Raw genomic sequence first — 25,071 nt, 5'->3', positions numbered from 1 at the left:
TTGGTAACAGTTATGCCGGGTCAAATTTATAAAAATGTTTTGCCAACCCTACTGACAGCGTGTTTTTGCCTACCTTTGTACGTCAATGCAGATGGGGTAAGATCGGAGGCTGATGTAAAGAAACTTGAAAAATTTCAAGAGACTGTAAGTGGCGAGCCAATGTCATTAGCTCCGATGTCGGTAGAAAAACCGGTAAGAATTGCGCTGATTTATCCAAGTGCAGATATTTCTGACTTTTGGACAAGAAATTTCACCGCATTGAAGGAAAGGCTCATTGCTTTGGAGCTGCCTTTTGAGATCAATGAGTTTACGTCCCGACAAATTGAGCACTCGTTACAGACCCAATACACCGAGCAAGTCCTGAATTCTGAGATGCCTTATGACTTCGTCATTTTTGGTCCTTCTGAGCTTGGTATCCAAGCCGGTAACATTCAAAAATTGTCTGCTTCAAAAGATTTTAAAACCTTTATTTGGGCGTTCCACACACCAAATGAGCAATGGAAACATCAACCAGATAGTTGGTTCGATTTCTCGAGTGCGATGGGGGCTGAGGCTCTATGTGATCACGTAGTAAAAGAACTGGGAAGGGAGGTCGAATTTTCAGCAAATCGAGGTATCCCAGGAATAACAGATACTCAACGGTCACAAGGTTTCATTGATTGCGTAGAAGAAAAAGGCGATTGGTTAACGGTGTATGAGCACTTTGGGCAGTACCAGAAGTTAGGTGGAGCCGATGGCGTTCGTTTAGTGCTCGGCAACTTCCCTGAAGTGACGATGGTTCACAATGCCAATACTGCGATGACCATGGGAGCGGTAGATGCATTAAACAAGGCTGACATGTTATCTGAAATCTATGTGACGGGTTGGGGCGGTACCGCGAAAGAGATAGAAAAGATTCGTTCCGATGAATTGGATGCCACACCTATGCGAATGAGTGATGACCTTGGTGTCGCTACGGCTGAAGCTATTAAGTTTCATTTGGAAGAGCGAGAGGCAGAAGTCCCGTTGGTTTACCTAGGCCGTATCACTGTTGTACATAACAAGATGAATGACGCCCAACTAAATCAGCTAACCAAAGAAGCCTTTCGTTACTCGGGAAAAAATTAAGCTCGACTCAATCGGACCACCATTAATCAAAAGAGCCGCTTGCCTGTTTCGACTGAGTCAGTCAGCAATGGATAAACGGCTCTTTTATTGGGTGGGTGCTGAATTTGAAATTTAGATGACGAAACCTTGGAGATTTAGTCTACTCAGTGATCTCTTGTAACACCTCTCCAATCGAGCCACTTGGTTGGGTGATCCCTAGCTTATTCGAAAGTGTTGGTGCAATGTCGTATGGCGTGATTGCTCGCGAGATCTTCTGAGCTTCAACATCGTAGCCTGCAAAAATAACCGGTACATGGGTGTCGTATTTCCACGGAGAACCATGAGTCGAGGCAATTTGAAGGCCTTCCATGTCGTTAATGTAGCTACGCGGTGCAAATACCACATACACGTCGCCAGAACGAGCTGGATGGTAGTTGTTTTTGATTAGCTGCATTACGTGCGTGTCCGGTACTCGGTTGGCTGCGATATCACTACTTGATACTGCAAATGCAACGCCTTTCACTTTTGCTATTTCATCCGCAATTACTTCTTGTACCTTAGCGAGGTCAAGCTTCTTCTCGGCGATTAAATCGTGATTCAGATAGATATAAGGCTGTGCATACAAACGAATCACATCTTTAGTTAAGCCGAATTCATCCTTCAATCGTTTCTCAACACCACTCGAGAGCAGTTTATCCTTATTAAAGTATTGAGCTTGATTGAAGCCAAGCGCATTTGCCGCAGGTGAAGATTCAGGAACACCGTGGTCGGCAGACAGCACAATTAATGTGTTCTCTAGCCCCACCTGGTTATCAACGGTTTTGAAAAGCTTAGCGAGAGTCTTATCAAGTCGGATTAGGTTGTCTTCTGTTTCTAGGCTTTCTGGGCCGTATAGGTGCACCACGTAGTCGTTTGACGAGAAACTCACAGATAAATAATCGGTTACGTCACCTTGTCCTAGCTTCTCTTGCATCAACAAGGTGCTTGCGAAGTTTTCTGTGATTTCATCACCAGCAGGGCTCACAGTAAGCGTAGTACTGAAGTACTTATAGCTTGCCGGGCCGTATGGGTGAGGGAAGGTGCGTTGGAAATCACCGAGTTTCACTTTGTGTTCGGTATTGTGTTCTTGCAGGGTGTACTGGTCACGCGGTAACGACAGTTCCCATCTCTGTTTTGAGTATTGAGCGGCAATGGCTTTTTCATTCCAGCGAGATACCCAAGCAGGATATTCGTCGTAGTAATAGTTGCTGGTCACAAACTCAGACTGTGCTTTAGAGAACCAAAAAGCTTTGCCACTGTGTCCTGCAAGCGAAATCGCGCCACGGTCTTTTACCGATACACCAAACACTTTCGATTTTCCGCTATTGGAAATCATAAGTTCGTCGCCAAAGGTGGTGGCGAGAATTGGCTCTGGAGAGCGGCCGTCACCTTGCGCTGTCTTTTGTGTTGGATCGATCTCGGTGGCTTTGTCGACACCCGCACCCGAAGTCAGCATGGCGTAGTTGCCATCTTCTACGTTATACACCAAACGTTCTTCGCTACGGTCATACCAAACATTACCTACCATGCCGTGTACGCTCGGTGGAGCGCCTGTTGCAAGCGACACATGTCCTACAATGGTTTCTGTGTTGCCGTGTTGGTAGTTAGCATTGGTGTAATAAGTACCGTCATCCATTAAGTAGCGAAAGCCACCTTCACCGAAGTTATGCTTATATCGCTCGATTAGGTCTGCGCGCAGGCCATCTACTGTGATTTGAAGGACTAGATCTGGCTTTTCCGCAGCCGAAGCAGGGAGGGCACAGAGTAACGCGAGTGTTAGTCCTGAAAGCTTGGTGTATTGCATAGAGTTTCCTTATTCACTGTTGCCGCAGAGTTCTAACGTTTGGCAGATTTCTAATGTTTGGCCAGATTTCTAATGTTTGGCCAGATTTCTAACGTGTGTACAGTGCGAATCGTATTTTTAGTATTGTTGGTGAAGATTATTGAGTCATAACCATCGGCACCTTTAGCTGGTTCACATCTCTAGCTAGTTCACAGCTTTAGTTAGTTCGTATCCTTAACTAAACGCAAGCCCATGTCCGACATAGTGATCGATTGGCTTGCGAAGTCACGACGGTAACTTTCAGATTCATTTTTGTCATAAGCAAAGCTGCCACCGCGAACGGACTTATGCGATAAGCCTACGTTACTGTGTTTAGCGTTGTTTGGATTGTCTGTTGGACCAAATCGGTAGAAAGTGTCATCGAAGGCATCGATAACAAACTCCCCAACGTTTCCTGTCATATCATATAAGCCTAGTTCATTTGGCTTTTTTAACCCGACAGGATGCGCGCTATTTTTTGAATTTGCTGAGTACCACGCAACTTCATCTAAGTTGTTGGAACCACTGTAAGTATAGCCTTTGCTTTTGTTGCCACCTTTCGCAGCAAACTCCCATTCAGCTTCAGTTGGTAGGCGGTACTCTTCGCCTGTTAGTTCATTCAACTGCTCAACGAAATAGTTCGCTTGTTGCCAGCTTAGGTTGTTGACCGGAACTTGCGGGTTTTGGAAATAACTGAGAGATGAACCCATCACCGATTCAAACAATTCTTGAGTCACCTCAAATTTCGCAATGTAGAAACTATCTACAGTTACATCACGGGCTGGTCGTTCTGCTTTGGTCGCCTCTGGGCTGTTTGAGCCCATGGTGAATGTTCCGCCTTCAACCAACACCATCTCTTGGTCAATTTTTTGAGCGATAGGGTGTGTAGGCACGCTTGCACAGCCGCTTAGATAAATAGTCATGGTGACGCCGCTAACTGCTGCTAAATGTTTGTAATTGATAAATTTCATCACGTGCCTCAAATGTTCGAAATAGGGCGTAATTCTAACGTTTTTGGTCATTCCTATTGGTTATAAAGGGTATAACATGCCACTGACTTAATTCGGAATTATGATGGGAACCAGACACTAAGATAGGTAGGTAAATCATGCACATTACTCAAGGTCCACAATATAACGGTAAAGCGTCTAAGCGCCTGCATGTTATGGCTAAGCCGATTGGCGCAGTGTGCAACATTGACTGTAAATATTGTTACTACCTAAGTAAGCAAGATTTGTTGGAGTACAAGAAAGGCAGCTCTCCAAGAATGGATGATGAGACGCTAGAGACTTACATCCGACAATACATCGAAGGTCAAAATACGCCAGAAATCATCTTCTCATGGCAGGGCGGTGAGCCGACCATGTTAGGTTTGGCTTATTTTGAGCGTGTGGTTGAGCTACAGAAAAAGTATCAGCCCGAAGGTGTGTTAATTTCAAATGACCTACAAACTAATGGCACATTACTGAATGACGATTGGGGTCGGTTCTTAGCAAAGAACAACTTCCTGATCGGTTTAAGTATTGATGGTCCTGAAATGCTACACAACGCTTACCGTACCAACCGAGCGGGTCGTGGCACATTCAAACAAGTGATGGCTGCTGTAGAGTTGCTGCACAAGCACCAAGTCAAATTCGCCACGCTTACCTGTGTGAATAATCTCACTAGTCAAAATGCACTCGAAGTGTATCGTTTCCTACGTGATGTGGTGAAGTCTCCACAAATGCAATTTATTCCTATCGTAGAACAAAAAACCTTTAGAACCGTTGCACCGCAAACATCTCAAGTGAGTGAGCAACTCAAGCAAGGTGACAAGCGTCTTATCCCGGGTCACAAAGATTCGATCATGGAATCATGGTGTGTATCGGACTTAGCGTGGGGCAACTTCCTAATTGCTGTGTTTGATGAGTGGGCGAAGCACGACATCGGTAAAGTGTTCGTTCAGTATTTTGAAGCGAGCTTAGAAACGTGGATTGGTCGCCCAAACCCGCTTTGCACTTTGAACGAGATCTGCGGTAAAGGCCTAGCGATGGAGCCTAACGGTGATGTGTTCTCGTGCGACCATTATGTCTACCCAGAATATAAAATTGGCAACATCCACCACGACAAGCTTGATGACTTGGCGTACAGCGCGCCACAACAAAAATTTGGTTTCGCTAAATCACGCACATTGACCAGCCAATGTCAGCAATGTGACTACAAGTTTGCTTGTCATGGCGAGTGTCCGAAAAATCGCTTTATCAAAACTCGTGCGGGTGAGCCGGGCTTGAACTATTTATGTGCGGGCTGGCACAAGTTCTTCTCTCATGTTGATAAATCGATGGCGTATATCGCGCGTGCGATGAGACACCCTGTTGCTCATGGTAAGTACAGTGATTCTGTGATGATGGCGCGTCGAGCAGAACTGGCAAAACAAACAACATTTGAGACTAAGTTTTAAGTCAAGTTCTAGGTTTAGAGTTATCGATCCTAACGAAATTTAATCAGATATGAGTCTAGGGACAGGCTAAGTTCTCCAGCTTAAGGTAATACTATGATCAAGAAGAGTTTAGCGACAGCGGTTGCTTTATTTATCTCAACGTCCGCATTGCTATCAACGTCAGCGATGGCAGCTAATAGCGTTCAACAAACCGTTGATGCACCAGCACAAAATATCAATCAAGTGCTTGAAATGACGGACACTCAAACCCGCATTCAACAGTTGTCTTACATGGCGCAAGATCAGAATCAGTCTATTGAAAACCGTACTGATGCGCTGCAAGAATTGGCAGCTTACCCAAGCCAAAATGCGTTGGTGGCTGTTGCTAGAGGCTTGAAAGATAAAGACCCTGAAGTTCGCGAAGCGTCTGTGATTGGCTCTGAACCTTATCAACTCGAACATCGCTGGGCATTGGTATCTCCGTTGCTTAAAGACAGCGATACCATGGTTCGCCACACGGCAACATCAAATCTAATTCGTGACTTTAATGCCTTAGATGAACAACAAAAAGCACAAATCGAACCACCAGTAAAAGAGCTGATCAGTTTTCTAGAAACGCAAGAATCTGAAAAATACCAACTGCTGTTTGCTGATGTACTTCGCTGGCACAACGAGTGGGATAAGGCGGAAACGGTTTATCTAGAATTGATCAATACGCATCCAAAAGAAGCGCAAGTTTGGTTAAGCTACGCTGATAATTTCCGAGCGCAGAAAAAAGACCAACAAGCGGTCGAAGTATTAGAACGTGGTTTGGAGAGCATACCAAACAACGCCGCTCTGCATTACTCTAAATCTCTAACTTTGGTTCGCCTTGAAGACAAAACTGCGGCAGCCAAAGAGATTGAAGTGGCTGCGAAGCTAGCTAAAGATAACAGCTATTACTGGTACCTAAATGGGGTATTACAAGAAGAGTTGGATATCGACAAGTCGACTAAATCGTTCGAGAAAGCATATTTGATCTCTGGTTCTCCAGAGCAGCTATACGCGGTATGCGATATCTATGTGCGCTACGGCAATGAAAAGACAGATGATTGCTTGGGTGAGCTAGGTAAAGTGGCTCCTGATTATGTAATTGAGCAATTGAAAGAGAAGCGAGTAGCGCCAAGCTCATAATATCCAAATGAGTAAATAGCGAAGCCGATAATGAAAAGCCAGTCAAAATATTCGACTGGCTTTTCGCATCCATGAACTGCTTAGACAAGGTTCAAGCAACTAAAGACAAAATAAGGGCAAGCCTGTTACTTGCCCATTTCGTTTTGTTATTCACCCATAGAGCTTGATGTACGGCGTCTGTCGGTCGCGCCATAGATCTTGCCATCTTTGACTTCAATGGCATTCAAGCCACTGATGACGGGAATGACATGCACCTGATAACCGAGCTGCATGAACTCTGGTACTAGCATTTCAGCGTAGGTTTTCTTCTCGACCAACAAACCTGTCGGATCATAAGGTTTGGTTCGATCAATCTTAGTGCCATACTGAATATTCGGCAGGTCAATCGCTTCCTGCGCAGACAGATCCCAATCGAGAATGCCCACCACAGTTTTCAACACGTACCCCGGAATTTGTGAGCTACCAGGAGAACCTACCACTAAACGCAGGTCGTCTTTTTTATCCATAACCATTAGCGGGGTGATCGCTGAGCGAGGTCGCTTACCTGCTTCAATAGAGTTTTGAGTCGGTTTACCGTTTATTGTGGGTTTGGTGGAGAAATTTGCCATTTGGGCATTCAGAACCACGCCATCGACCATTAGCCCAGACCCCATGCCCGTGCCGACGGTGCTGGTCATTGCAATGGCATTACCGTCTTTGTCGATGATGGAGATGTGCCCGGTATCTTGGCTCTCAAAACCTTGATACTGAGCGTAATCAGTATCGGTTAGCTTGCCTGCTTTTGGTTTTGTTTTCGCAATGCCAGTCTCTGGAATGAGCTTACGTCGCCCATCGATGTAGGCTTTGTCGAGTAGGGCTGCAACTGGCGCTTCGATGTAATCTGGGTCACCGGCATAAGCGATGCGATCGGCTTTGGCGATTCTCATGGCTTCGGTCATCAAGAGCCAAGGTTCAACATCGGTTTTAGACATGTCGGCTAAGTTATAGGCTTCTAACATTTCAAGGCTTTGAGCAACCATCACGCCACCAGAGGCAGGGTAACCAAAGGATACGATCTTGTTACCACGATAGTCGCTCTCAATGACGTCACGCTTTTTGATTTGGTACTGTTCAAAGTCTTCAATGGATAATTTTGCGTGGTCTGAATCGATGCCACTGTTGACCGTTTCGACAATGTTCTTACCAAACTCTCCACCATAAAGATATTTGTCACCTTGTTGCGCAATATTGGTCAACGTATTGGCAAGCTTTGGATTGGTCATCAAGGTGCCCGTCGGTTTGATTTCGTCGTTATCCCAATAGAGCGCTTTGATTTCTGGATCTTCAATTAAACGGTTTTGCTCACGAACCACAATGTCATAGGTGTAACTGTTCATTGCATAACCTTTACTGGCAAGCTCAATCGCAGGCTGCACCAACTCAGACCAAGGTAGCTTTCCGTATTCTTGATGAGAGCTATAGAGCAAACGAAGCGTACCCGGTACCGCGACAGATCTTGGCCCTAAAATCTCATTTCGACTGAGTGCCTTACCATCTTCCATAAACATATCTGGAGTCGCACTTGAGGGCGCTTCGTCACGCCCATCGATTGCGAGGAATTGGTCTTTGTCATGTTGATAAAACAAAGCAAACGTCCCGCCACCAATCCCCGTCATATCGGGCTCGACGACTGACATGGTCATTTGCATCGCCACCATGGCGTCGATGGCATTACCGCCTTGTTTCAGTATCGAATAGCCAGTGCTGCTGACATAGGGGTTTGTCGCACTAACCATGAATTTGTCACCTTCAGTATTCGGCATGATTGGGAAAGGGCTGGGCTCAGCAGCAAAACCCACCGCTGAAACCAAGCTTAAAGATAAAGTTGCTATACGCATGCGTTCTCCATTTAGAGGTTCAATTTAGTCGCTCCAAGGTTGACTGAATAAAAAAGAGTAAGTTCGTGAGCCTGCTACCTTCTTACATAAACCTGACGGTGTTGACAGAGTTATTAAATTGTAGGGCATGTGGAGAATTTAGTTATTGGGGGTGTTTGAATAAGCGTGTTTTTATATTTTTCAACTCGACATTAAGCCCATGGAATACGTGCATTGAAATATAGTGATCGAGTATAAATCCTAATTAACATTAAGTTTTAAACAGGTTGGTAAGTTTGGAATTAAGCGATATTTAATAAAGTTAAAAATTAAAGCTTATGATTTATATGGTTAATTTTCAGATTAGCACAATCTATAAACAATATTTACATATTTGTCACTATTTTTGTATTGACCGATTGAATAACTGGTCAGATCTGTTATTGTGCGAAAAAATAATAGTGCGGTTTGTCATACTGTTTAGCAAGGAAGCTTATGTTTACACTATCGATTAAGAATCGAATTTTGGCGTTATGTTTAGTTTCGTTAGTAGGGTTTATTAGTATTCTATTTGTCGGTGGGGATACACTGACTAGCAACACTAAGCAGGTTAATCGGATTGACCAAGTCACTTATCCCGTAATGAATGCGGCCTCTTTAAACAGTGTGTTGATCTCCCAGTTGGCGGAGCGTTTTAACTTAGCTGTAACGCTTGGCGATGAAGAAATTTTGGAAATGAACAAGCAAACTCTTGCTGCGATTCAAAGTAACTTCAATATTCAAATCACGCTGGATCCTTCTCTGCAGAGTGAATCGACACTTCTGCAAAATAAAACTAATCAATATTTTGAACTTGCTTACCAAATTGCCCAAGGAATGATCGATGAGGAGATCAGCCTTAGTGAGGCCGGTCGTTTGGCAAAAGAAAGTACAGCGATTTTGGATGAGCTAACCCTAGGCATGCTTGAGTTTGGTGCAGACCGACAGTATGAGTTTGAGAATGCAGTGGAAGATTTAGAAGCCAATAACAAACAGGCTAACCAGATCATGAGCATTTCTGGCGCTGTGGCGATGCTTGCAATGTGTGTCTTCGGATGGTTAGTCGTAAGAGGAATTCGAGCGGATCTGGCAAACATTAGCGATAAGATGCACGATATCGCTGAGGGTGATGGAGATCTTACTGTGCGTCTTCAGCACGAGAAAAATGACGAACTTAAGCCTCTGGTGGAGTCATTTAATAGCTTCGTGTCTCACCTACAACAGAACGTAACTCACACTATAGACAATGTTACTCAATTGGACTCTATCTCTGGTTCTCTCGTTAAGTCGAGCCAAGTCACAAGTGAGCTTTCCACTAAGCAACACCTTTCAATTGAAGAAGTCTCAAGTTCATTAAACCAACTGTTTCTTGCGGCTCGAGAGATTGCAACGAATGCAAATGATGCGTCGTCTTCTGCTTCTAGTGCAAGCGAACAAGCAAGCTTAGGGGAGCAGCAAGTTGAAAGCACGATTCTTGCGGTGAAAGAACTGACGAACGATGTCGGTAATGCATCAGAAGTTGTGAAGCAGTTGAACGACAACACTCAGAGTGCAGGCTCAATTTTAGAATCGATCAGTGCGATTGCAGAACAAACTAACCTCTTAGCACTTAATGCGGCAATTGAAGCTGCACGAGCAGGAGAACAAGGTCGAGGTTTCGCGGTTGTAGCTGACGAAGTCCGAACGTTAGCGTCAAGAACACAAACCTCTACCCAAGAAATTCAGTCGGTACTTTTACAGCTACAAGAGCAAGCGCAAACAGCCTCTACCATCATTTCTGAAAGCGTTGTTAAAGCTGAAGATTGTGTAGAGAAGTTCCTAGTCGCTGAAGGGTCGCTGCAAAGAATCACATCAGATGTCACCGAAATCAGCCAACGAAACGAAAGTATTGCTGCCGCGACGGAGCAGCAAGAACAAACCTCGACTCGTATAGAAACCTTTGTAGAAGAGATTCGAAAAATGGCGGAAGGTACCAGCAACAGTGTGAAACAGGTAGATGCTGTGGCTCATGATATCCAAGAAGTTACTCGTAATATATCTACATTAACTGGCCACTTTAAGGTGAGTTAAGCCCCCTAGAATCATTCTTTCTCTCTTTATGGCCATGCCTCAAGGAGGGCGGGAGTATGCCCAAAATTTGGGTTAATTACATAAAAACAAGAAACAACATAACAAATTGGAGTTAGTTATGAAGAAGACAGTGGTTGCTGCCCTAGTAAGTATGGCGTTTGGAGCAAATGCTGCAAATATGGATAACCTTCGTATTAGCGGGTTTGGTTCTGTAGGTATCGGTAAGTCAGATAATGCAATCGGTTATGCAGGCTACACGGATGAAAAACTCGACTGGGAACAAGAGACGCTTGCGGGGGTGCAGTTTGACTTTCAAGTCAACGAGCGTGCTAAATTTGTAACGCAGGTGGTTGCTAATAGCCGCTATGACTATGATCCAAAGTTTGAGATGGCTTACGCGTCTTATGATTTCGACTCGTTTACTGCTCGTGCAGGTAAGCTTCGTCTACCTCTGTTCTTCTATTCTGACTACACCGATCTTGGCTATGCGTATCCTATGATTCGACCTTCTCAAGAATTGTACGAAAACATTGTTTTGAAGGGCTATACGGGAGCTGACTTATTGATTCCGATTGAACTTGAAGATTCAAGTATTCTTCTTCAGCCATTGGTTGGTGTTGGCACGATTGACGAAGAGGATTCAATTGTTGGTGAAGTTAAACTGGATCAATTATTTGGTTTGAGTGCGAACTGGAACGTCGATGATTTTACTTTCCGTGGTTCTTATTTGGTTGCGGAATCGAATCCGTCTTGTGATTTCCAGAACCCACAATCTAGCCCTTACTGCCAGTTAGGTGCTTTACTTGACAGCCAAGACGGTCAGTTTATCTCTCTGGGTGCGCAATATGACAACGGTGATCTACTTGTTAACGTAGAAGCCGCTGACGTTCAAATTGAAGGTCAATTTTACGACTATCAATCGGTTTCTGGCTTGGTTGGTTACCGAATCAATGAGTTTACGCCTTACCTTTCGGTTAGCTGGGTTGAAACCACCGATAACGATGAACGTGAAAATATGACGATAACGGCAGTTAAAGAGTCGATGAATTACGAGCGTATCTCTTACTCTATCGGTAACCGCTGGGACTTTGCTAAGAATATGTCGTTAAAGGCTGACGTGACTTACGTAGATTACCGCGATACGAGTGGTGGTTTCCAAACCAATGTTGAGACGTCTGCCGTCAACCCATTTATGGCGACGGGGAATTACCTTGAAGACAGCTCAATTGTCTATTCAGCTCGTCTAGATTTCGTATTTTAAGGAGACCACATGAAAAGTTTACTGACAGCAATAACCATAGCGGTTCTTTCATTTAATGCTTCTGCAGGCATGGTCGTTATTGGTAACAATGCAGGTGTTGATTCATTATCAAAATCTGATGTTAAAAAACTCTTTATGGGTAAAAAGAGCAAGTTATCAAATGGTACGAAAGCACAAATCGTCGAACTGACTGATGGTTCTGAGGGGCGACTAGCCTTTCACGAGGTAGCAACAGGACGCAGTGAATCGCAGCTTCAATCTGCTTGGTCAAGGTTAGTCTTCACAGGTAAAGCAGAAGCGCCAATTCAAGTTGTAGATTATAGCGAAGCCATCACAACGGTAGCGTCAAAAACCAACGCCATTGGTTACGTTGATGAGTCTGCACTGACGGGAGATGTAAAAGTGCTGTTTAAGTACTAAATCAGCTTCTGATTGATGATAAAAAGCCCAAGGCAAAGATGTTGCCTTGGTCTTTTCGTTTCACTGAGCATACGTTTTCGTGGTAGAGGCTAGAACACGAAACTCAGCATGATGGTATAGAGCACTGCATCTTTATCATCAAAGCCTGTTGGTGTGAAGTCTTCAATAAAGGCGCCGTTGGTCTTGCGTGCTTCAAAATACTGCACTTCACCATTGATGGATACGTTAGGCAGTACGTCGTAATCGATACCAATCAAATAGCTGTTGCCTGTAAGGTGTTCGTTTGAGTTAAATTCTGCACCGTAAACGACATAAGGCGTAAACGAATTCAATCTGTAGCCCAAACTTGCATACATTGATGAAGAGAAGTCACTGATTTGTCCTTCACTTGATAGTACCGCTTGACCAAATTCATACTCAGCACCCAAAGACCAAAGCTGGATGTGTTGGTTGTCTGCAGTAGGCAGCGCACCAACGTTTTTAATCTTTACAGTCTGATCAAAGTTGGAATCGAGGAATGACAAATTCCAACGATAGTTCTCTCCACTTAACTGAAGGTTGGCACCAAACATGCGGTTGGTTTCAAACTCCAGTTCTGTACTCGAATTAAAATCGACTTCGTTTTTGTCTTTTACGCCGAAGAAAGGGGAGAGTAACAGCGTTGCCTCATCACTCACATCGTGAGTCCAGCTGACTTTAATCCCGTTAAATGCGGTGATACCCAATACGGCGTTATATACTTCTGTCGGTGGCCTCGCTGTCATGTAGGCTTGGCCGACATAATAGTACTCAGAGGTAAGAAACAGTGGCAGTCTCAATCGACCGATGCTGACATCAAAGTCATTGAATTCATAGCCAAGGTAAGCCCACTCAAGCTGAGGGTCACTCCAATCGTATTGGGGGGCTTTCACCACTTGAACAGAGGCTTTGAATGAGTTGTAAAAGTAGTCTAATTGAACGCCAAATGTGGTATCACAGTCGTAGCAGCTCTCATCAGTAAAGCCTCGGTTAATGATGAGTGGATTATCATTGTCTGATTTCGCCCAAGATGTTGAACCAAAGCCACTTAATGACAAATTATCGGTAAGTTCAATAATCGCAAAAGCCGGAGAGGAAATCGAAGCACATAGCACTGACGTAATTATCTTTTTCATATTATTTCTCCGAACTTATAATGTAGAGAACGTTGGCATTTTGAGGAACCGAAGAGAGTGGGGAGTAACCAATACGGTTTGGTTTGTCATCCAGCCAGTCCACTAAGCTATCGGTTGATGCCGTTTTGATTTCTCTTGGGTAACGCGCTTTTCCAGAAAAAGATAAGCCAGCCCAGTGAGCGTTCATTTGAGCTGCATTTTTCCCAAGCAAAAGCTGATAAAACTCTCCTCTTTCGGTGCTGTTCTCAGGCCAATCAGACAGTTCAACACGCTTTCCATTGAGGCGTTTAGTTTTACCTCTATATAGCTTTCTTGCTTTGTTTATCGATATCTCTTCAAACCCTGTGTCTAAAGTAAATATTGCGTAATCTTCAGTGGCATGAGCAGGGTTGAAAATAAGTAAACTTCCGAATAACCCTAGAACTGCTCGTAGCAGAACTCTGCACTGGAGTGATTTCACTGTTTTGATCCAATCCATTAGTTTCTCCTAACAAGTCGCACTTTCTATTTGGTGGAATAGCTTTTCTTTTCTTACGGGTTTCGCGACGTACCCATCCATTCCGGAATCAAAGCACTTTTGAATATCATCATCAATTACACTAGCGGTTAACGCGATGATAGGAGTCTTTGTTAAGCCTAAGTTTTTCTCGTGTTCTCTAATCTCCCTGGTTGCGGTGAAACCATCCATCACAGGCATCATGCAGTCCATTAAAATAATGTCGAAGCTACTGTCGTTCTGATACATATCAACGGCGATCTGTCCGTTGTCCGCAATTTCAAAGGTATATCCTGCTTTCTTAAGCATGACGGAAGCAACTTTCTGGTTTACGCGATTGTCTTCAACCAAAAGGATCTTCTCTGACTTGCTTGGCACAACGTTAGGCTCAGCTTGCTCTGGTAATGTTTTCTTGGCTGTTTGTGCACTATGAATAGGAGTAACGGTTGAACTTGTTGATGCTGCTGGCGCGGTATGCGCAGCTGGCAGTGGCATCGCTTCTACAGCCGCAAGCACTTTCTCCTTCAACATCTCGAATTTGAATGGTTTTGGCACGTAGTCGTCCATACCCACATCGAAACACTTTTGAATATCGTCATCAATCACACTGGCGGTAAGAGCGATGATAGGGATGCGTCGCGTAGCATTGGTCTCTTTTTCAACTCGGCGAATGTTGCTTGTTGCTTCAAAGCCGTCCATAACGGGCATCATACAATCCATAAGAATGGCGGCGTAATGTGGGTTTGCGGTAAACATGTCCACAGCTTCTTGGCCGTTATTCGCAAACTCAAATTCAAATCCACTTTTTCCAACATGAAGCCCAGCAATCTTCTGGTTGATCTTGTTGTCTTCAACGATGAGGATTTTGTGTTGAATCTCTACTGGTGGCCGGCTTGCCTCTGATAGTTCCGCCAAACCTCGCGTATCACAAAGCTCAATAGCTTTAATTAAACGCAAGCCGAGTAGGGGCTGTGCGACTTGTGCTGTAACGCTGTCACCAAGATCCGCTGGCTCACTTAAGAAGGAACGTATCAAACAGATAGTGATGCCGTTTTGGTACAGCTTAGCTAAGTTATCGGCGTGGGAGTTAGCTAGGAATGCGTCATCTTCAGCGAAAACGACAGTGATAGGTTTAGTGTGTTTTTGAGTGGCGAGTTGTGATGTAATTACAGCAGTGTCGTTCGTTCGCTGAGTCACTTTTAAGCCATAAAGGTTAAGATCCCATTCTATTCGTTTAGTCAGTATGTTTTCGTTACCCAGCACATAAATATCAGACGTTGCTGTACTTGGTTTCGGTAGCATAATATCGACGGGTAATTCTAAGTCGAAGTAGAAACAGCTGCCTTCGCCCTTGACGGAGTCGAGCTGAATCTGGCCACCCATAAGTTCAACCAACTGTGTGCTGATGGCTAGGCCAAGACCAGTACCTCCGAATTGGCGTGTGGTTGAATCATCTTCTTGAGCAAAGGGTTCGAATATTTGTTTCTGTTGTTGTTTGTCGATCCCAATACCGGTGTCTCGTACACCAAATCTAAGGGTGACACTGTTTTCTGACTTGTTGAACGTTTGGATTGATAGGGTGACGCCGCCTTCTGCAGTAAACTTCACTGCATTCGACATAAAGTTCATCAAGATCTGTCTTAAACGGTGATCGTCTATCATCACGCGTGCCGGTGTGTCTGGGCTGATATCAACATTAATTTCTATTTTTTGTTCTTTCGCTTTTGGCGCCACAATCGAGGCTATGTCGTATATCGATTCTCTGACGGATGCGGAATGCGGGCTGATTAATAGCATGCCAGATTCAATCTTAGAGAAGTCTAAAATGTCGTTGATAAGGCTTAGAAGCAGTTGAGATGAGGTCTCAATGGTATCGACGTAATCTCGTTGGGTTGGTGTGAGCGGTGTATCTGACAGGATTTCTGAGATGCCGATAACCCCATTCAATGGGGTACGAATTTCGTGTGACATGTTAGCCAAGAAGCTACTTTTGGCCTTACTGGCTTGTATCGCGTGGTCCTTCGCTTCTTCCGCGTCTTCTTTGGCGCGCTCTGCGTCTTCTTTAGCAAGCGTTAACCTTTCCTTAGCGTGTTCTCTTTCAATGGTTAGCCGTTCAACTTGTTGAGCAAATAGGCTGAGTTCGTCTTTACCCTGAATGAGCTTGTCTAAAGAAGGGCGTGTTTCATCGTTTTCACTCTTCAAGAACTTAAGTATCAAGCCTAGGTTGTTGGTTACTTGTCTCGCTAAGCTTAGGGTTAACCCCATGACAATGGTAGCGAGTAGGGCAACGATGGAGATAAACAGTGTTCGTTGTACTTGCGCGTCTGAGATCGCTTGCTCAACTTCTTGTTGGAACTCTTGCTTGATAACAGTGCCGAGGCTTTGTAATAAGCTGAGTCGAGCACTCATCGCTTCTAACCCAATAGAAACCTCTTGAGGTGTCAGTTGGTTGATGGCGTTTAGGTCGAGTAATGCGTTTCTGATCTCTTGGCTTTGAGCAAACACATCGTTTCTGAAGACTTCAACCATCAGCGACACTTGATGTTCGTTGGCATTCAATGAAACAAAACGTTCTAGAAACAATTGCTGTCTTTCGCTCAAGGTTTTGATTTGTTCAGCAAGTTCGGGGTCGTACTCTTGGCTAGTTTGGAATATTTCAATCAGAGAAGTACCCAGCTTGAATTCCTCGTTTGACCAAAACATCAACCATTCAAGTTGTTGTAGTGCGGTGAGGTGTTGCTGAATTTCACGTTTGGTGTTTTCAAATGGGACTTTTTCTATTTCAAGGAGCAGCTGTTTGTATAAATCGCTCTGCCACTCAAGGGCATCTAATTTGTCGTAACTGTCAGTGGCTTCCATTGTCGATAGGGTAGCTTCGCTGAAGTCGGCAACAAGCTGGTCCATCTCACTTGAAGTACGCAAGAAAATAGTGGGAGATAGGTTTTTTAGTTCTGCTTTGACTTGGCTACTTTGCCTTGCGAACTCTTCTGGACTAGAGGCCAAAGTGCTCCGATAGAGAACGGAAATATCTTGAAGATAAACAGATAACTGATTTGTTCGTTCGAAATCGGTTAACTGAGTCGTCAAGATATATGCTTGTCTGCCAGCAAGGAAAAGCAGTAGTGAAATGGGAAGTAGAACTAAGCCAAAGAGTTTATGTTTGACTGAAAGGTTATTCCAGACCGTAATCGCCATATAAAGGATCCATCCAACTGTTTTATATAAAAACAGTAGAATAAAAAAAGCGATATTGAAACTTTGGAACGGTAAATTTAATGGAAGTGTGGGAGGGGTATAACTTCTTGTGATTCTGTAGCTTACCTATAAAAGGAATCCATTTCTAACAATGTATAGTGATTATCAGTAGGTTTACTTTTTATGCTTATTGATGAATAGCTTAAAAAGCTGAGTTAATGAGGATGATCTTTATCTTGTTTTGCTTCTAATAGAAGTTGCTTCAGTGCGTTTTTTGCGGAGGGCTCTAATGTCCAAACGCTGAGCATTCTATTTAACGCAGCGCGATAAACTCGATTTTTTAATAGAAAGGCGAGAGTGCTCGCATCATTGTTCAAAACGTGTGTTTGTATGATTGTAAGCTCTGGTTTATTAGCGATTTCAATTTTCTGCAGGTTGAAAGCGGGCAGGAATGAAAATTCGTACCAAATTTCAATGATCTCTCGGAGCTCGATTTCTTCTTCAGGCACGTCACAGTCCTGAAGCATATGATTTTCAGGAATTGCGGATAAGTAAACTACATCAAGCTTGTCTGCAACGAATGTGTACATTTTCTTCCTTGTTCGTGGTGGTATTAGAGCGAATCATCTCTCTTGGTTATGATTTTGTCAATTGCATCAATTTCCTGAAGTGGATAATTGTGAGTAGGCATTCTTGTTCTAACTCAAACTGTTTAAGTATTTGTCTGTTAAGCCAAAATATTTAAGATTCCCGTCAGGCTCTAGAACCAGACTCATGTTGGAAGTGGCGATCAAGCCAGGATCATTGGTTGAAAAAATGACTGTTTTGCTCAACAACTTATCGCTGAACAAACGGTTAAAATACTGCGCGTTTTCATTTTCAGCCCCATTAAAGGGTTCATCAATGATGATCAGAGATTGCTCACAGTTGCCTAAACCAAGCGCCAAACGCAGCTTTTGCTGAATACCATTGGGAAGGCCTTTGCATTTATCGACACTCAATTGAGTTGCCAAGCCTTCCGGCAGCCATTCGTCTAATTCGAAGAAGCTCACCATCTCCTGCATTTTCTCTGTGGGAATCAATCCATTGTGCAAAATGAAGTTGGTTTCCAAAGAACCTTCGAAAATGTGCAAATTGAAAGGGATGTAATTGATTGATGTGCGATAGCGATAGCTATTGAACTGTTTAATGTTGTAACCATCGACAGACACTGCGCCTTGATAGCGGTCTTCTAACCCTGCAATGATCGAAATTAGTGTGGTCTTTCCGCAACCCGTAGGGCCACAAACGACCACTTTGGCACTGGCTGGGACTTTGAAACCAAGATTGGTTAAGCCGGTCGCCGCTCCCGCATATCGGTGGCTGACGCCGCTGCCCACAATGTTGCCTTGGAACAAGCGAATAGGCGGGCTTTTCTCCAAGGTTAATTTGTCATCGTTCATCGACATCAAGTTGTTGATCTGTGCTGATGAAGCCTTGATCGACTGGAACTTAGAAATTGAGTTATAGATGCCCATGATTGGGCCTAACGCTTTCCAAACCAGAATAACGGTCGCGAGCATAGCACCAGCATCGGAAGTGCCTTCCATTACGCCAATGACGGCTGTCACAATACTTGCCGTACCAATCACTTGAATTAAACTGCCGCCAGCAGCCTGAATCTTACTGTTAGTTACGGCAACGCTCTCCGCATCACTGGTGCTTTGCATATGGGAGGCACTAAAACGAGATTGAACCACGCGCAACAAAGGCAAACCTTGAATAGTCTTAATACCGCGAAGGATTTCATTCCATTGGTAAGAGACCATGGCGTTAGCGCGAGAGCTTTTAGATGTGGCTTGTGAGTAGATATAACGAGAGTAAATACAGAACACTAACATCAAGATTAAGCCGCCTATCACCACAAGTGCAGCGGTGCCAGACATCAGAGCAATCGCAATGATGAATACAATCACAAACGGCATATCAAAGTAACTAAGGGTCGATTCTGCGGTCACTAAGCGGCGGAAGGTATCGATATCTTTCAAACGAGCCAACTGAGACGAAACCCCTGCGGTTGAAGTCATTGCGTAGGGTAGCCAAAGCAGTTTCGATATTACGGCTTGAGATATGTGCACCGCGAGATCTTTACCGGAGGTGGCAATGATGTTGACTCGCATCTTTTTGAAGAAGTATTCCGAGAAGCCAACGATCACGGCAAATAGGGTCAACCAATAGAGTGTGGCTTGAGAGCTCGAAGTGAGCGCGAAGTTATACACACTCATAATGAAGAACGGTTGTAACGCTCCCAAGATACTGATCACAAAGCTGAGGATGATCAGGCTTTTGAGTTCATTGTTGTAACGATAGAAAGCGTACTTTATCCAATTGCTTCTGTCTTGAGATTCCGGTGGTGGTTCACGGAACAAACGAGAGTATTCACTAATAGAAATAAGCAAACAGGGCTTTTTACACATTGGATATTCAATGGTGTTGTTGTTCGTGTAATCAAACAGGATCAACTTTCCATCTTTGGTGCCTAAGAAGATCGCACTAAGGTTCTCTATCTCAATAAAGCATGGGTGAGGGTATTTATCGATATTCTCGAGTGTCTTTAGCTTGGTTATATCACAGCGATATCCAAGACGCTCTATAGTTGCAGTAAAACTGTCGCTGTCTTTTGGCTGAGGAATAAAAGCGTCACTGAGTATAGAAGGCGTACCCTCCCATTCCAGCGCTATCAAGGTGTAGGCTAAGCCGCGAATCAGCGGCGACTGACCGTAGCGTTCATCATAAGCACTTGATTCAAAGTCCAACACACGCTGCGGAGCATTGTTGAAGTCAACTAGGATACTCATTGGTCACCTCCGGTAAGTTTTACGCGTTTGAGGCGGTGGTTAAGTTTATCCATTTTATTACTGGCGATGATTAGGATTTTGTCATTGGCACGATAAGCTGTACTGGTGAGTACCATTCGCGCAAATTCTTCATCAAAGACACAATCGATGTCATCAAATATCAACACGCGTTTACTGGCGAGTAGAGCACGAACCAATAATAAGGCATATCCAACCTGGCGAGAGAATGGATTACGCATATGCCCTTTGAGTTCCGTATAAAAACCAGCAGGAAGTCCGTCAATTTGCGCTTTGATATTCATGGTTTCACACAGTGTAAACGCCGTATTATTCAAACTTGGTCGGAAGCAAGTTAGGTTATCAATAATAGTTCCTTCAACAAACGAGCTTGTTTTGTCGACCATCAACACGCTGTTACGCCAAACGTTGTAGTTCACGTCATCGAGAGGGGTATCGTTAATCATGATGTCGAGTTTGTTATCGCTGTTCTGGCGCGTAATACAGTTAGCGAGGTGGGTCTTACCTGAACCACTTTTTCCTGTCAGCAAATAGGCTTGGCCGAGTTCGAACTCGATACGTTGTTTTTCAGAATACTTAACCGAAATACGTTCAACTTCCGTTGTCTCATGTTGATGATCAACAGAAGCCGCAAGCTCAAGCAGTTCGGCGATACGTTGTATGTGGAGTTTGTTTAACTCCCAGCGACTCGCGGTGCGCATCACTTGTTGGTAAGGCGCAAAATAACGGTTGGTCAGCATGATAATGGCGGCCATGATGCCTTGACTCGATTCCATGTTGATAACGGCTGTTGCCAATACCACAACAACACAAGCAATGGAGAGCTGTTGGATCAGCGCCAATATTAGGCTGAAGTTCGATTCAATCTGCTCATATTTAATGTTCTCAACTTCGCGCTCTTCGACCATTTGTGTCATCAGACTTTCAACTCGGTACTCCATGTTTCGAGCTTTGATATCAAGTGGACTAGAGATTATCTCAATGATTTTGGAGGTGGTTAACCCTTCGATGTCTGACTTATTCTGCAAGCTACCAATCTTTTGTTTGGAAAGGCTCCAAGCAAAAATAGCCAAGATGACAGAGGCAATCAGAAGGGTAATGCCAGCCCATATGTTGATGAGTCCTATGATGAGGATTGTGATCACGCTGACGGCAAGGTTGATAAGCGCTCGAACCGACTCTCCACCAAAGAAAGTCTTAAGTTCAGGAATGGTTGAGATTCGTTCTAGGTATTCGCCCGGTTCTAAACTGCGGAATTTAGAGATGTCAGCCAAACAGATGGATTGAAATACCTTGTTGGTTAAGTTGGTCTCAAACTGCCTCATGATGACAGAGGAAATCTTCTCTTCCTGATTTTTCAGATGATAGTCGAGGAAGATGGAAATCAAGATAATTGCGAACAATAAGAAAAGAGTATCTTGTGCTTGGTTGGGTAACACTCGGTCAAAAATGATCAGAATAGAGAAGGGCAGCACCAAGCCAAACAGGGTGGAAATTATCGTAGAGAAAGTCAGATAGCACTTATCAGCCATATTGATCTTTTGCGAAAACTGCTCAGTTTGCATTGCGACCTCCTTTTCTCAATGACTCCGTTGAGAGAAGGTGTTTCGGCACCAAGTCTTGATTGTCTCGTCCCTCAATATCGCTCATCAATTGCATGATGCTCTCTATCGATTGAATTGAGAGTATCCCTTTAATTTGCTCAAGCTTGATGGTCTCGATGATGTAGTCGTATCGTGCGCTTTCATAGTCTCTCAAAGCGCTGAACAGTTTACTTTCCGCTGCCAGCAAGTCGGTGATGGTACGCGTGCCTAATTGGTAGGCTCTTTGGATCCCTTTATAAGAGGCGTAGTTGGCGCGAATGATATTTTCGTAACTGCTTATAGACTGCGAGAAATCGTTAATGTTGAGCACTGAGGTATTCACGCTGTTACGTGTGGTATAAAGCGAATCTTGGTAAAGCAGCTCAGTACGTTCGATGGCCGTCGATGATTTTTGATAGCCATAGTAATCAGAACCACCCGACAAGAGTGGCACGGCGAGGTTTAAGCCAACACTGGTTGAGTTACTTTCACCTGTCGCTGTAATGTCGGTTTTATCGTAGTTATTGGCGTCATCGTGTCGATAGCTGGCTGAAAGCGACACGGTCGGTAAGAAATTCGATCCGCTCTCCTTTAAGCTTCTGCGGCTTCTTTCGACGTTTTTCTTTGCTACCAACAAATCGTTGTTGAGCTTCAACGCTTGATCCATGATTGAGCGTTGCTCGGTTTTGTTGATCCCTTTTAAAGGCACGCTTTCGTATATGTCTTGCGACGGAGTGATAGGGTATTGAATTTGAATAGAGAGTCCGTTGAGAATGACACGTCGGTCTTTCTGTAAGGTTCTTAGTCGGTTCGAAACGCCTTCTTTCTGAGCAATCACTTCATACAGCTCACTGGCTGCGGTGTTACCTAGCTCTACATTGCGTCGCATTTGATGTTCACGCGTTTCAGACGATTTAAGCTCTACCTTGGTCGCTTTAATTTGGGCGTTGTTTTTTAAATACTCAAAGTATTGAGAGCCGATTTCTGAGATGGTGCTTTGGATTTTGTTCTCGTGTTTAATCTCTTCAATATTGAAGTCGAGCTTAGCTGTTCCATATTTGAAAATATCGCTCAGATTGAAGATCGACTGGGAAAGAGAAAGGCTGTAGCTGTTTGAGTTATAGCTAGAAGTCTCATCAGGTACACTCGATAGCAAAGTTTCATTTTCATTCCATGTGGTATCGGCAGCACCATTTAAAGAAGGAAGAAACTTAGAGCGACTGATACCAATGTTGTATTCGTTCTCTTCCACGCCCTTATCACTGGCGCGAAGAGACAGGCTGTTTTGCAGGCCGAGCTCTACCGCCTCCAGCAGGGTAGTCGCCGATGCTGAAGGTGTCGTGCTTAATGTAAGCGCAGCTATGATGCTGTTAGTTAAGTTTCTGTACTGCAACATACTTGTTGATCACCTTGATGATTTGGTCGCTTTTATAAGGTTTGCTGATCACGTAATCCATTCCCGCTTCAATACAAGCCTGATGTTCGTTACTGCTGGTCAATGCGGTTGCACCTATGATGGTGCAAGGGTTTTTCTCGTTTTGTTGTTCGAACTGGCGAATGCGTTTTGTTGCTTCGATGCCCCCCATCCCCGGCATGATGCAATCCATGAAGATGATGTCAGAACGTTTATTCATGAAGTGTTTCACTGCGTCAGCGCCATCGCCAACCATGTCTGGTTCATATTCTTGTTTGGTAAGAATCCGTTTAAGTAAAATCTGCTGAACTCGGTCATCCTCTACGATAAGGAAAGAGCTGTTCTCCATTTGCTCTTCCGAAGCTTCTGCTTCCATAATGGTGAGTAAGTTAGGAATAAACTCATAGGGGATAGCAGGTGAGTTGATGATTTTGTCGACGAAGCTATGGCACTCTTGTGCTTGTTGAGTGTTAGTCACTGACAGTAATAGCTTGGTGTTTGGGTAGTTCTTAAGCTGAGATTTGACCGTTTTGCTCAACGACGGCAGCTTGTTAGGTTCAAAGGTATCGGTCAGCATAATCGCATCGTAATCACCGAACGTTTTCGCCGCTGAGAAAAGCTCATTTGCAGTACGAATCTCGGTTATGTCTAGTCCTAAGTTACTGAGCATTTTCTTCATCACATCAATACGGATTTGAGTATTGGCACACAGCAGTAAACGCTTGCCATCGAAGCGAGTCTTCTCTGTGTGAAAGTTCTTAGCCTTAAGATCGAGTTCAATCTGAAAACGTTCCTGAGCCCCGGATTGGAACCAGTGACTCTCATAATATCCGTAATCCTTCAGAACACTTTTCGCCAAGTCATCGGTGTTCGCAGTATGGTCTTTGTGATCGCTCCAATGGAGTTTATTGAGCTTGGCAACAGAGACATCCAGCGTTGATAAGAAGTTGAGGTTGATGGTGACACGGGTGTTTTCCATATCAGAAGCCGCGCCAGATTCAATCGTCACAAATAGTTTCTTATTTGATTTGAGTTGAATGGCATTGGAAAGCTGCAGGAACAATATCCAGAACAAGCTGGTGGATTGACCTTCTACACGATTGGGTAAGTTGTCAGAGATAAAGCAGTCAAGTTCACCTTCATTTCGTTGAATTTTGGCGCTGATATGAATCATCAATTCCGACAATACGTTGAGTAGTGAAAATTCTTTCGATTTACTTTCCGTACCCTGTGAAATCAAACGGTTATAGTTTTCTGCTAACTCAGATAAGGTACTGCACGCTGAGGTAATATCCTTCGCCATCAATACGCCGTTTTCATCGGTTTCTTGAACCAGATATTGGACACCGCCGTTGATGGTATTGGTGATACCGCGAATCTCATACCCGATCAGTGCATACAGCTGTTTGTAAAGATCGTTATTGCGCTTTTGGTCTTCCAATTTACTGAAGATCAACTTGAGGTGAGAGTAGATTTGGCGTTGTTTGGGGTTGATGCTCACTTCATTAAGAAGCTCTTCGAGTCTTTGTAAATCGAGTTCCTTTAGCTCTTGATACAGGGCATCAAACTCATAGTCGATTTCTCGCTCGTTAGAGCTGGATTTCTTCAGTTTCAACATGGCAACTGAGTTAGAGAAAACGGCAATCACGGCCAATATCACGACCACCATAAACAACCAGACAAAGAACTCATTTTTCTCTGACATTAAGTCACTCGCATGGTTGTTGAACATGGTGCGATAGTTGTCATCCATCTGTAGGTACTTGTTCGTCAGCGATAGGTATAAGTCGAGTATGTCATTGCGTGTTTTAGCGCTGTCGGAAAAGCGATTGATAGCTAATTCAAGTTGGGTGTATTCGGTCGCACCAACCAAACTGAATTCGGTTTTGTTCAAAGAGGCTAAAGAGCGGAATTCATCAATCTCACCCTTCAAAGTAGACAGGTTAAAGTCACTGGTACTGCAATTGTTGGCTTTTAAGCAGTGCTGCAAGGTTTGAATGTCAAATTCTATGGTCTGATTGAGCTTTTGGGCTTGTATCAGAAGTGGGGCGCTTTGCACTTGCGCAACCGAGTCGACTTTTGACCAAGAAAAGTATAAATAGAAAGCGAGAGCTACCAGTACGACACTAAACAAAATGCTGAGTCGCAAGGCCGGTACGGAAATGTTGTAAGAAGGTTTCCCGCTCATT

Annotated in this window: 17 protein-coding genes; 6 read left to right on the top strand and 11 right to left on the bottom strand. The window is 44.0% G+C overall.

Annotated features, from left to right (window positions below):
* Nucleotides 1-12 precede the first annotated feature (12 nt).
* The gene (locus tag L4C44_RS03970) at nucleotides 13-1,107 is read left to right on the top strand and encodes a substrate-binding domain-containing protein (RefSeq protein WP_428804422.1); all 1,095 of its coding nucleotides are present in this window, start codon (nucleotides 13-15) and stop codon (nucleotides 1,105-1,107) included.
* A 139-nt stretch (nucleotides 1,108-1,246) separates the two neighbouring features.
* On the opposite strand, the gene L4C44_RS03965 is transcribed toward L4C44_RS03970, so the two are convergent.
* Complete coding sequence (locus L4C44_RS03965; RefSeq protein ID WP_285954574.1) at nucleotides 1,247-2,929, bottom strand: alkaline phosphatase family protein; 1,683 nt, start codon at nucleotides 2,927-2,929, stop codon at nucleotides 1,247-1,249.
* Between the two features lie 200 nt (nucleotides 2,930-3,129).
* Nucleotides 3,130-3,918 carry a formylglycine-generating enzyme family protein gene (locus L4C44_RS03960; protein WP_428804421.1) on the bottom strand — a complete coding sequence of 263 codons (789 nt, stop codon included), beginning with the start codon at nucleotides 3,916-3,918 and terminating at the stop codon, nucleotides 3,130-3,132.
* A 137-nt stretch (nucleotides 3,919-4,055) separates the two neighbouring features.
* On the opposite strand from L4C44_RS03960, the gene L4C44_RS03955 reads away from it, so the two are divergent.
* Together L4C44_RS03955 and L4C44_RS03950 are read left to right on the top strand one after the other, a co-directional pair.
* A complete protein-coding gene (locus tag L4C44_RS03955; RefSeq protein WP_428804420.1) occupies nucleotides 4,056-5,387 on the top strand; it encodes an anaerobic sulfatase maturase in 1,332 nt (443 codons plus the stop codon).
* A 93-nt stretch (nucleotides 5,388-5,480) separates the two neighbouring features.
* Nucleotides 5,481-6,539, top strand: a complete 1,059-nt coding sequence (locus tag L4C44_RS03950) for a tetratricopeptide repeat protein (RefSeq protein WP_428804419.1) — start codon at nucleotides 5,481-5,483, stop codon at nucleotides 6,537-6,539.
* 146 nt (nucleotides 6,540-6,685) lie between these two features.
* On the opposite strand, the gene ggt is transcribed toward L4C44_RS03950, so the two are convergent.
* Nucleotides 6,686-8,416: a gamma-glutamyltransferase gene (gene ggt / locus L4C44_RS03945; RefSeq protein ID WP_428804418.1), complete on the bottom strand. Its 1,731-nt coding sequence runs from the start codon at nucleotides 8,414-8,416 to the stop codon at nucleotides 6,686-6,688.
* Nucleotides 8,417-9,037: 621 nt separating this feature from the next.
* Here ggt and L4C44_RS03940 point away from each other — a divergent pair.
* From L4C44_RS03940 to L4C44_RS03930, 3 genes are all read left to right on the top strand, one after another.
* Nucleotides 9,038-10,504 carry a methyl-accepting chemotaxis protein gene (locus tag L4C44_RS03940; RefSeq protein ID WP_428804578.1) on the top strand — a complete coding sequence of 489 codons (1,467 nt, stop codon included), beginning with the start codon at nucleotides 9,038-9,040 and terminating at the stop codon, nucleotides 10,502-10,504.
* A 118-nt stretch (nucleotides 10,505-10,622) separates the two neighbouring features.
* On the top strand, nucleotides 10,623-11,765 hold the full coding sequence (locus tag L4C44_RS03935) for a hypothetical protein (protein ID WP_428804417.1): 1,143 nt from the start codon (nucleotides 10,623-10,625) through the stop codon (nucleotides 11,763-11,765).
* A 9-nt stretch (nucleotides 11,766-11,774) separates the two neighbouring features.
* On the top strand, nucleotides 11,775-12,185 hold the full coding sequence (locus L4C44_RS03930) for a phosphate ABC transporter substrate-binding protein (RefSeq protein ID WP_086713848.1): 411 nt from the start codon (nucleotides 11,775-11,777) through the stop codon (nucleotides 12,183-12,185).
* Nucleotides 12,186-12,274: 89 nt separating this feature from the next.
* Here L4C44_RS03930 and L4C44_RS03925 read toward each other — a convergent pair whose 3' ends face one another.
* From L4C44_RS03925 to L4C44_RS03890, 8 genes are all read right to left on the bottom strand, one after another.
* Entirely contained in the window at nucleotides 12,275-13,339 is a 1,065-nt protein-coding gene (locus L4C44_RS03925; protein WP_428804416.1) for a sulfate ABC transporter permease, read from the bottom strand.
* 1 nt (nucleotide 13,340) lies between these two features.
* Nucleotides 13,341-13,817: a hypothetical protein gene (locus tag L4C44_RS03920; RefSeq protein WP_146491676.1), complete on the bottom strand. Its 477-nt coding sequence runs from the start codon at nucleotides 13,815-13,817 to the stop codon at nucleotides 13,341-13,343.
* A gap of 9 nt (nucleotides 13,818-13,826) precedes the next feature.
* A complete protein-coding gene (locus L4C44_RS03915) occupies nucleotides 13,827-17,030 on the bottom strand; it encodes a response regulator (protein ID WP_428804415.1) in 3,204 nt (1,067 codons plus the stop codon).
* 215 nt (nucleotides 17,031-17,245) lie between these two features.
* Nucleotides 17,246-17,620, bottom strand: coding sequence for a hypothetical protein (locus L4C44_RS03910; RefSeq protein WP_428804414.1), 375 nt, complete (start codon nucleotides 17,618-17,620; stop codon nucleotides 17,246-17,248).
* Nucleotides 17,621-17,728: 108 nt separating this feature from the next.
* A complete protein-coding gene (locus L4C44_RS03905) occupies nucleotides 17,729-19,867 on the bottom strand; it encodes an ATP-binding cassette domain-containing protein (protein ID WP_428804413.1) in 2,139 nt (712 codons plus the stop codon).
* Entirely contained in the window at nucleotides 19,864-21,450 is a 1,587-nt protein-coding gene (locus L4C44_RS03900) for an ABC transporter transmembrane domain-containing protein (RefSeq protein WP_285954565.1), read from the bottom strand. Before L4C44_RS03900 ends, L4C44_RS03905 begins: the two co-directional genes overlap by 4 nt.
* Entirely contained in the window at nucleotides 21,440-22,864 is a 1,425-nt protein-coding gene (locus L4C44_RS03895; protein ID WP_428804412.1) for a TolC family protein, read from the bottom strand. The genes L4C44_RS03900 and L4C44_RS03895 overlap by 11 nt, the downstream gene beginning before the upstream one ends.
* A complete protein-coding gene (locus L4C44_RS03890) occupies nucleotides 22,839-25,070 on the bottom strand; it encodes an ATP-binding response regulator (protein ID WP_428804411.1) in 2,232 nt (743 codons plus the stop codon). The genes L4C44_RS03895 and L4C44_RS03890 overlap by 26 nt, the downstream gene beginning before the upstream one ends.
* Nucleotide 25,071: the final 1 nt, after the last annotated feature.

Source organism: Vibrio satsumensis (genome assembly GCF_050337435.1).
Taxonomy (GTDB): Bacteria; Pseudomonadota; Gammaproteobacteria; order Enterobacterales; family Vibrionaceae; genus Vibrio; species Vibrio satsumensis.
Note: the sequence above shows the minus strand (reverse complement) of the source record. Positions and strands in the feature narration are given on the sequence as shown.

Coding starts and splice junctions, on each gene's coding strand:
- L4C44_RS03970 (WP_428804422.1), top strand. CDS start 13: ATGCCGGGTCAAATTTATAAAAATGTTTTGCCAACCCTACTGACAGCG.
- L4C44_RS03965 (WP_285954574.1), bottom strand. CDS start 2,929: ATGCAATACACCAAGCTTTCAGGACTAACACTCGCGTTACTCTGTGCC.
- L4C44_RS03960 (WP_428804421.1), bottom strand. CDS start 3,918: ATGAAATTTATCAATTACAAACATTTAGCAGCAGTTAGCGGCGTCACC.
- L4C44_RS03955 (WP_428804420.1), top strand. CDS start 4,056: ATGCACATTACTCAAGGTCCACAATATAACGGTAAAGCGTCTAAGCGC.
- L4C44_RS03950 (WP_428804419.1), top strand. CDS start 5,481: ATGATCAAGAAGAGTTTAGCGACAGCGGTTGCTTTATTTATCTCAACG.
- ggt (WP_428804418.1), bottom strand. CDS start 8,416: ATGCGTATAGCAACTTTATCTTTAAGCTTGGTTTCAGCGGTGGGTTTT.
- L4C44_RS03940 (WP_428804578.1), top strand. CDS start 9,038: ATGAATGCGGCCTCTTTAAACAGTGTGTTGATCTCCCAGTTGGCGGAG.
- L4C44_RS03935 (WP_428804417.1), top strand. CDS start 10,623: ATGAAGAAGACAGTGGTTGCTGCCCTAGTAAGTATGGCGTTTGGAGCA.
- L4C44_RS03930 (WP_086713848.1), top strand. CDS start 11,775: ATGAAAAGTTTACTGACAGCAATAACCATAGCGGTTCTTTCATTTAAT.
- L4C44_RS03925 (WP_428804416.1), bottom strand. CDS start 13,339: ATGAAAAAGATAATTACGTCAGTGCTATGTGCTTCGATTTCCTCTCCG.
- L4C44_RS03920 (WP_146491676.1), bottom strand. CDS start 13,817: ATGGATTGGATCAAAACAGTGAAATCACTCCAGTGCAGAGTTCTGCTA.
- L4C44_RS03915 (WP_428804415.1), bottom strand. CDS start 17,030: ATGGCGATTACGGTCTGGAATAACCTTTCAGTCAAACATAAACTCTTT.
- L4C44_RS03910 (WP_428804414.1), bottom strand. CDS start 17,620: ATGTACACATTCGTTGCAGACAAGCTTGATGTAGTTTACTTATCCGCA.
- L4C44_RS03905 (WP_428804413.1), bottom strand. CDS start 19,867: ATGAGTATCCTAGTTGACTTCAACAATGCTCCGCAGCGTGTGTTGGAC.
- L4C44_RS03900 (WP_285954565.1), bottom strand. CDS start 21,450: ATGCAAACTGAGCAGTTTTCGCAAAAGATCAATATGGCTGATAAGTGC.
- L4C44_RS03895 (WP_428804412.1), bottom strand. CDS start 22,864: ATGTTGCAGTACAGAAACTTAACTAACAGCATCATAGCTGCGCTTACA.
- L4C44_RS03890 (WP_428804411.1), bottom strand. CDS start 25,070: ATGAGCGGGAAACCTTCTTACAACATTTCCGTACCGGCCTTGCGACTC.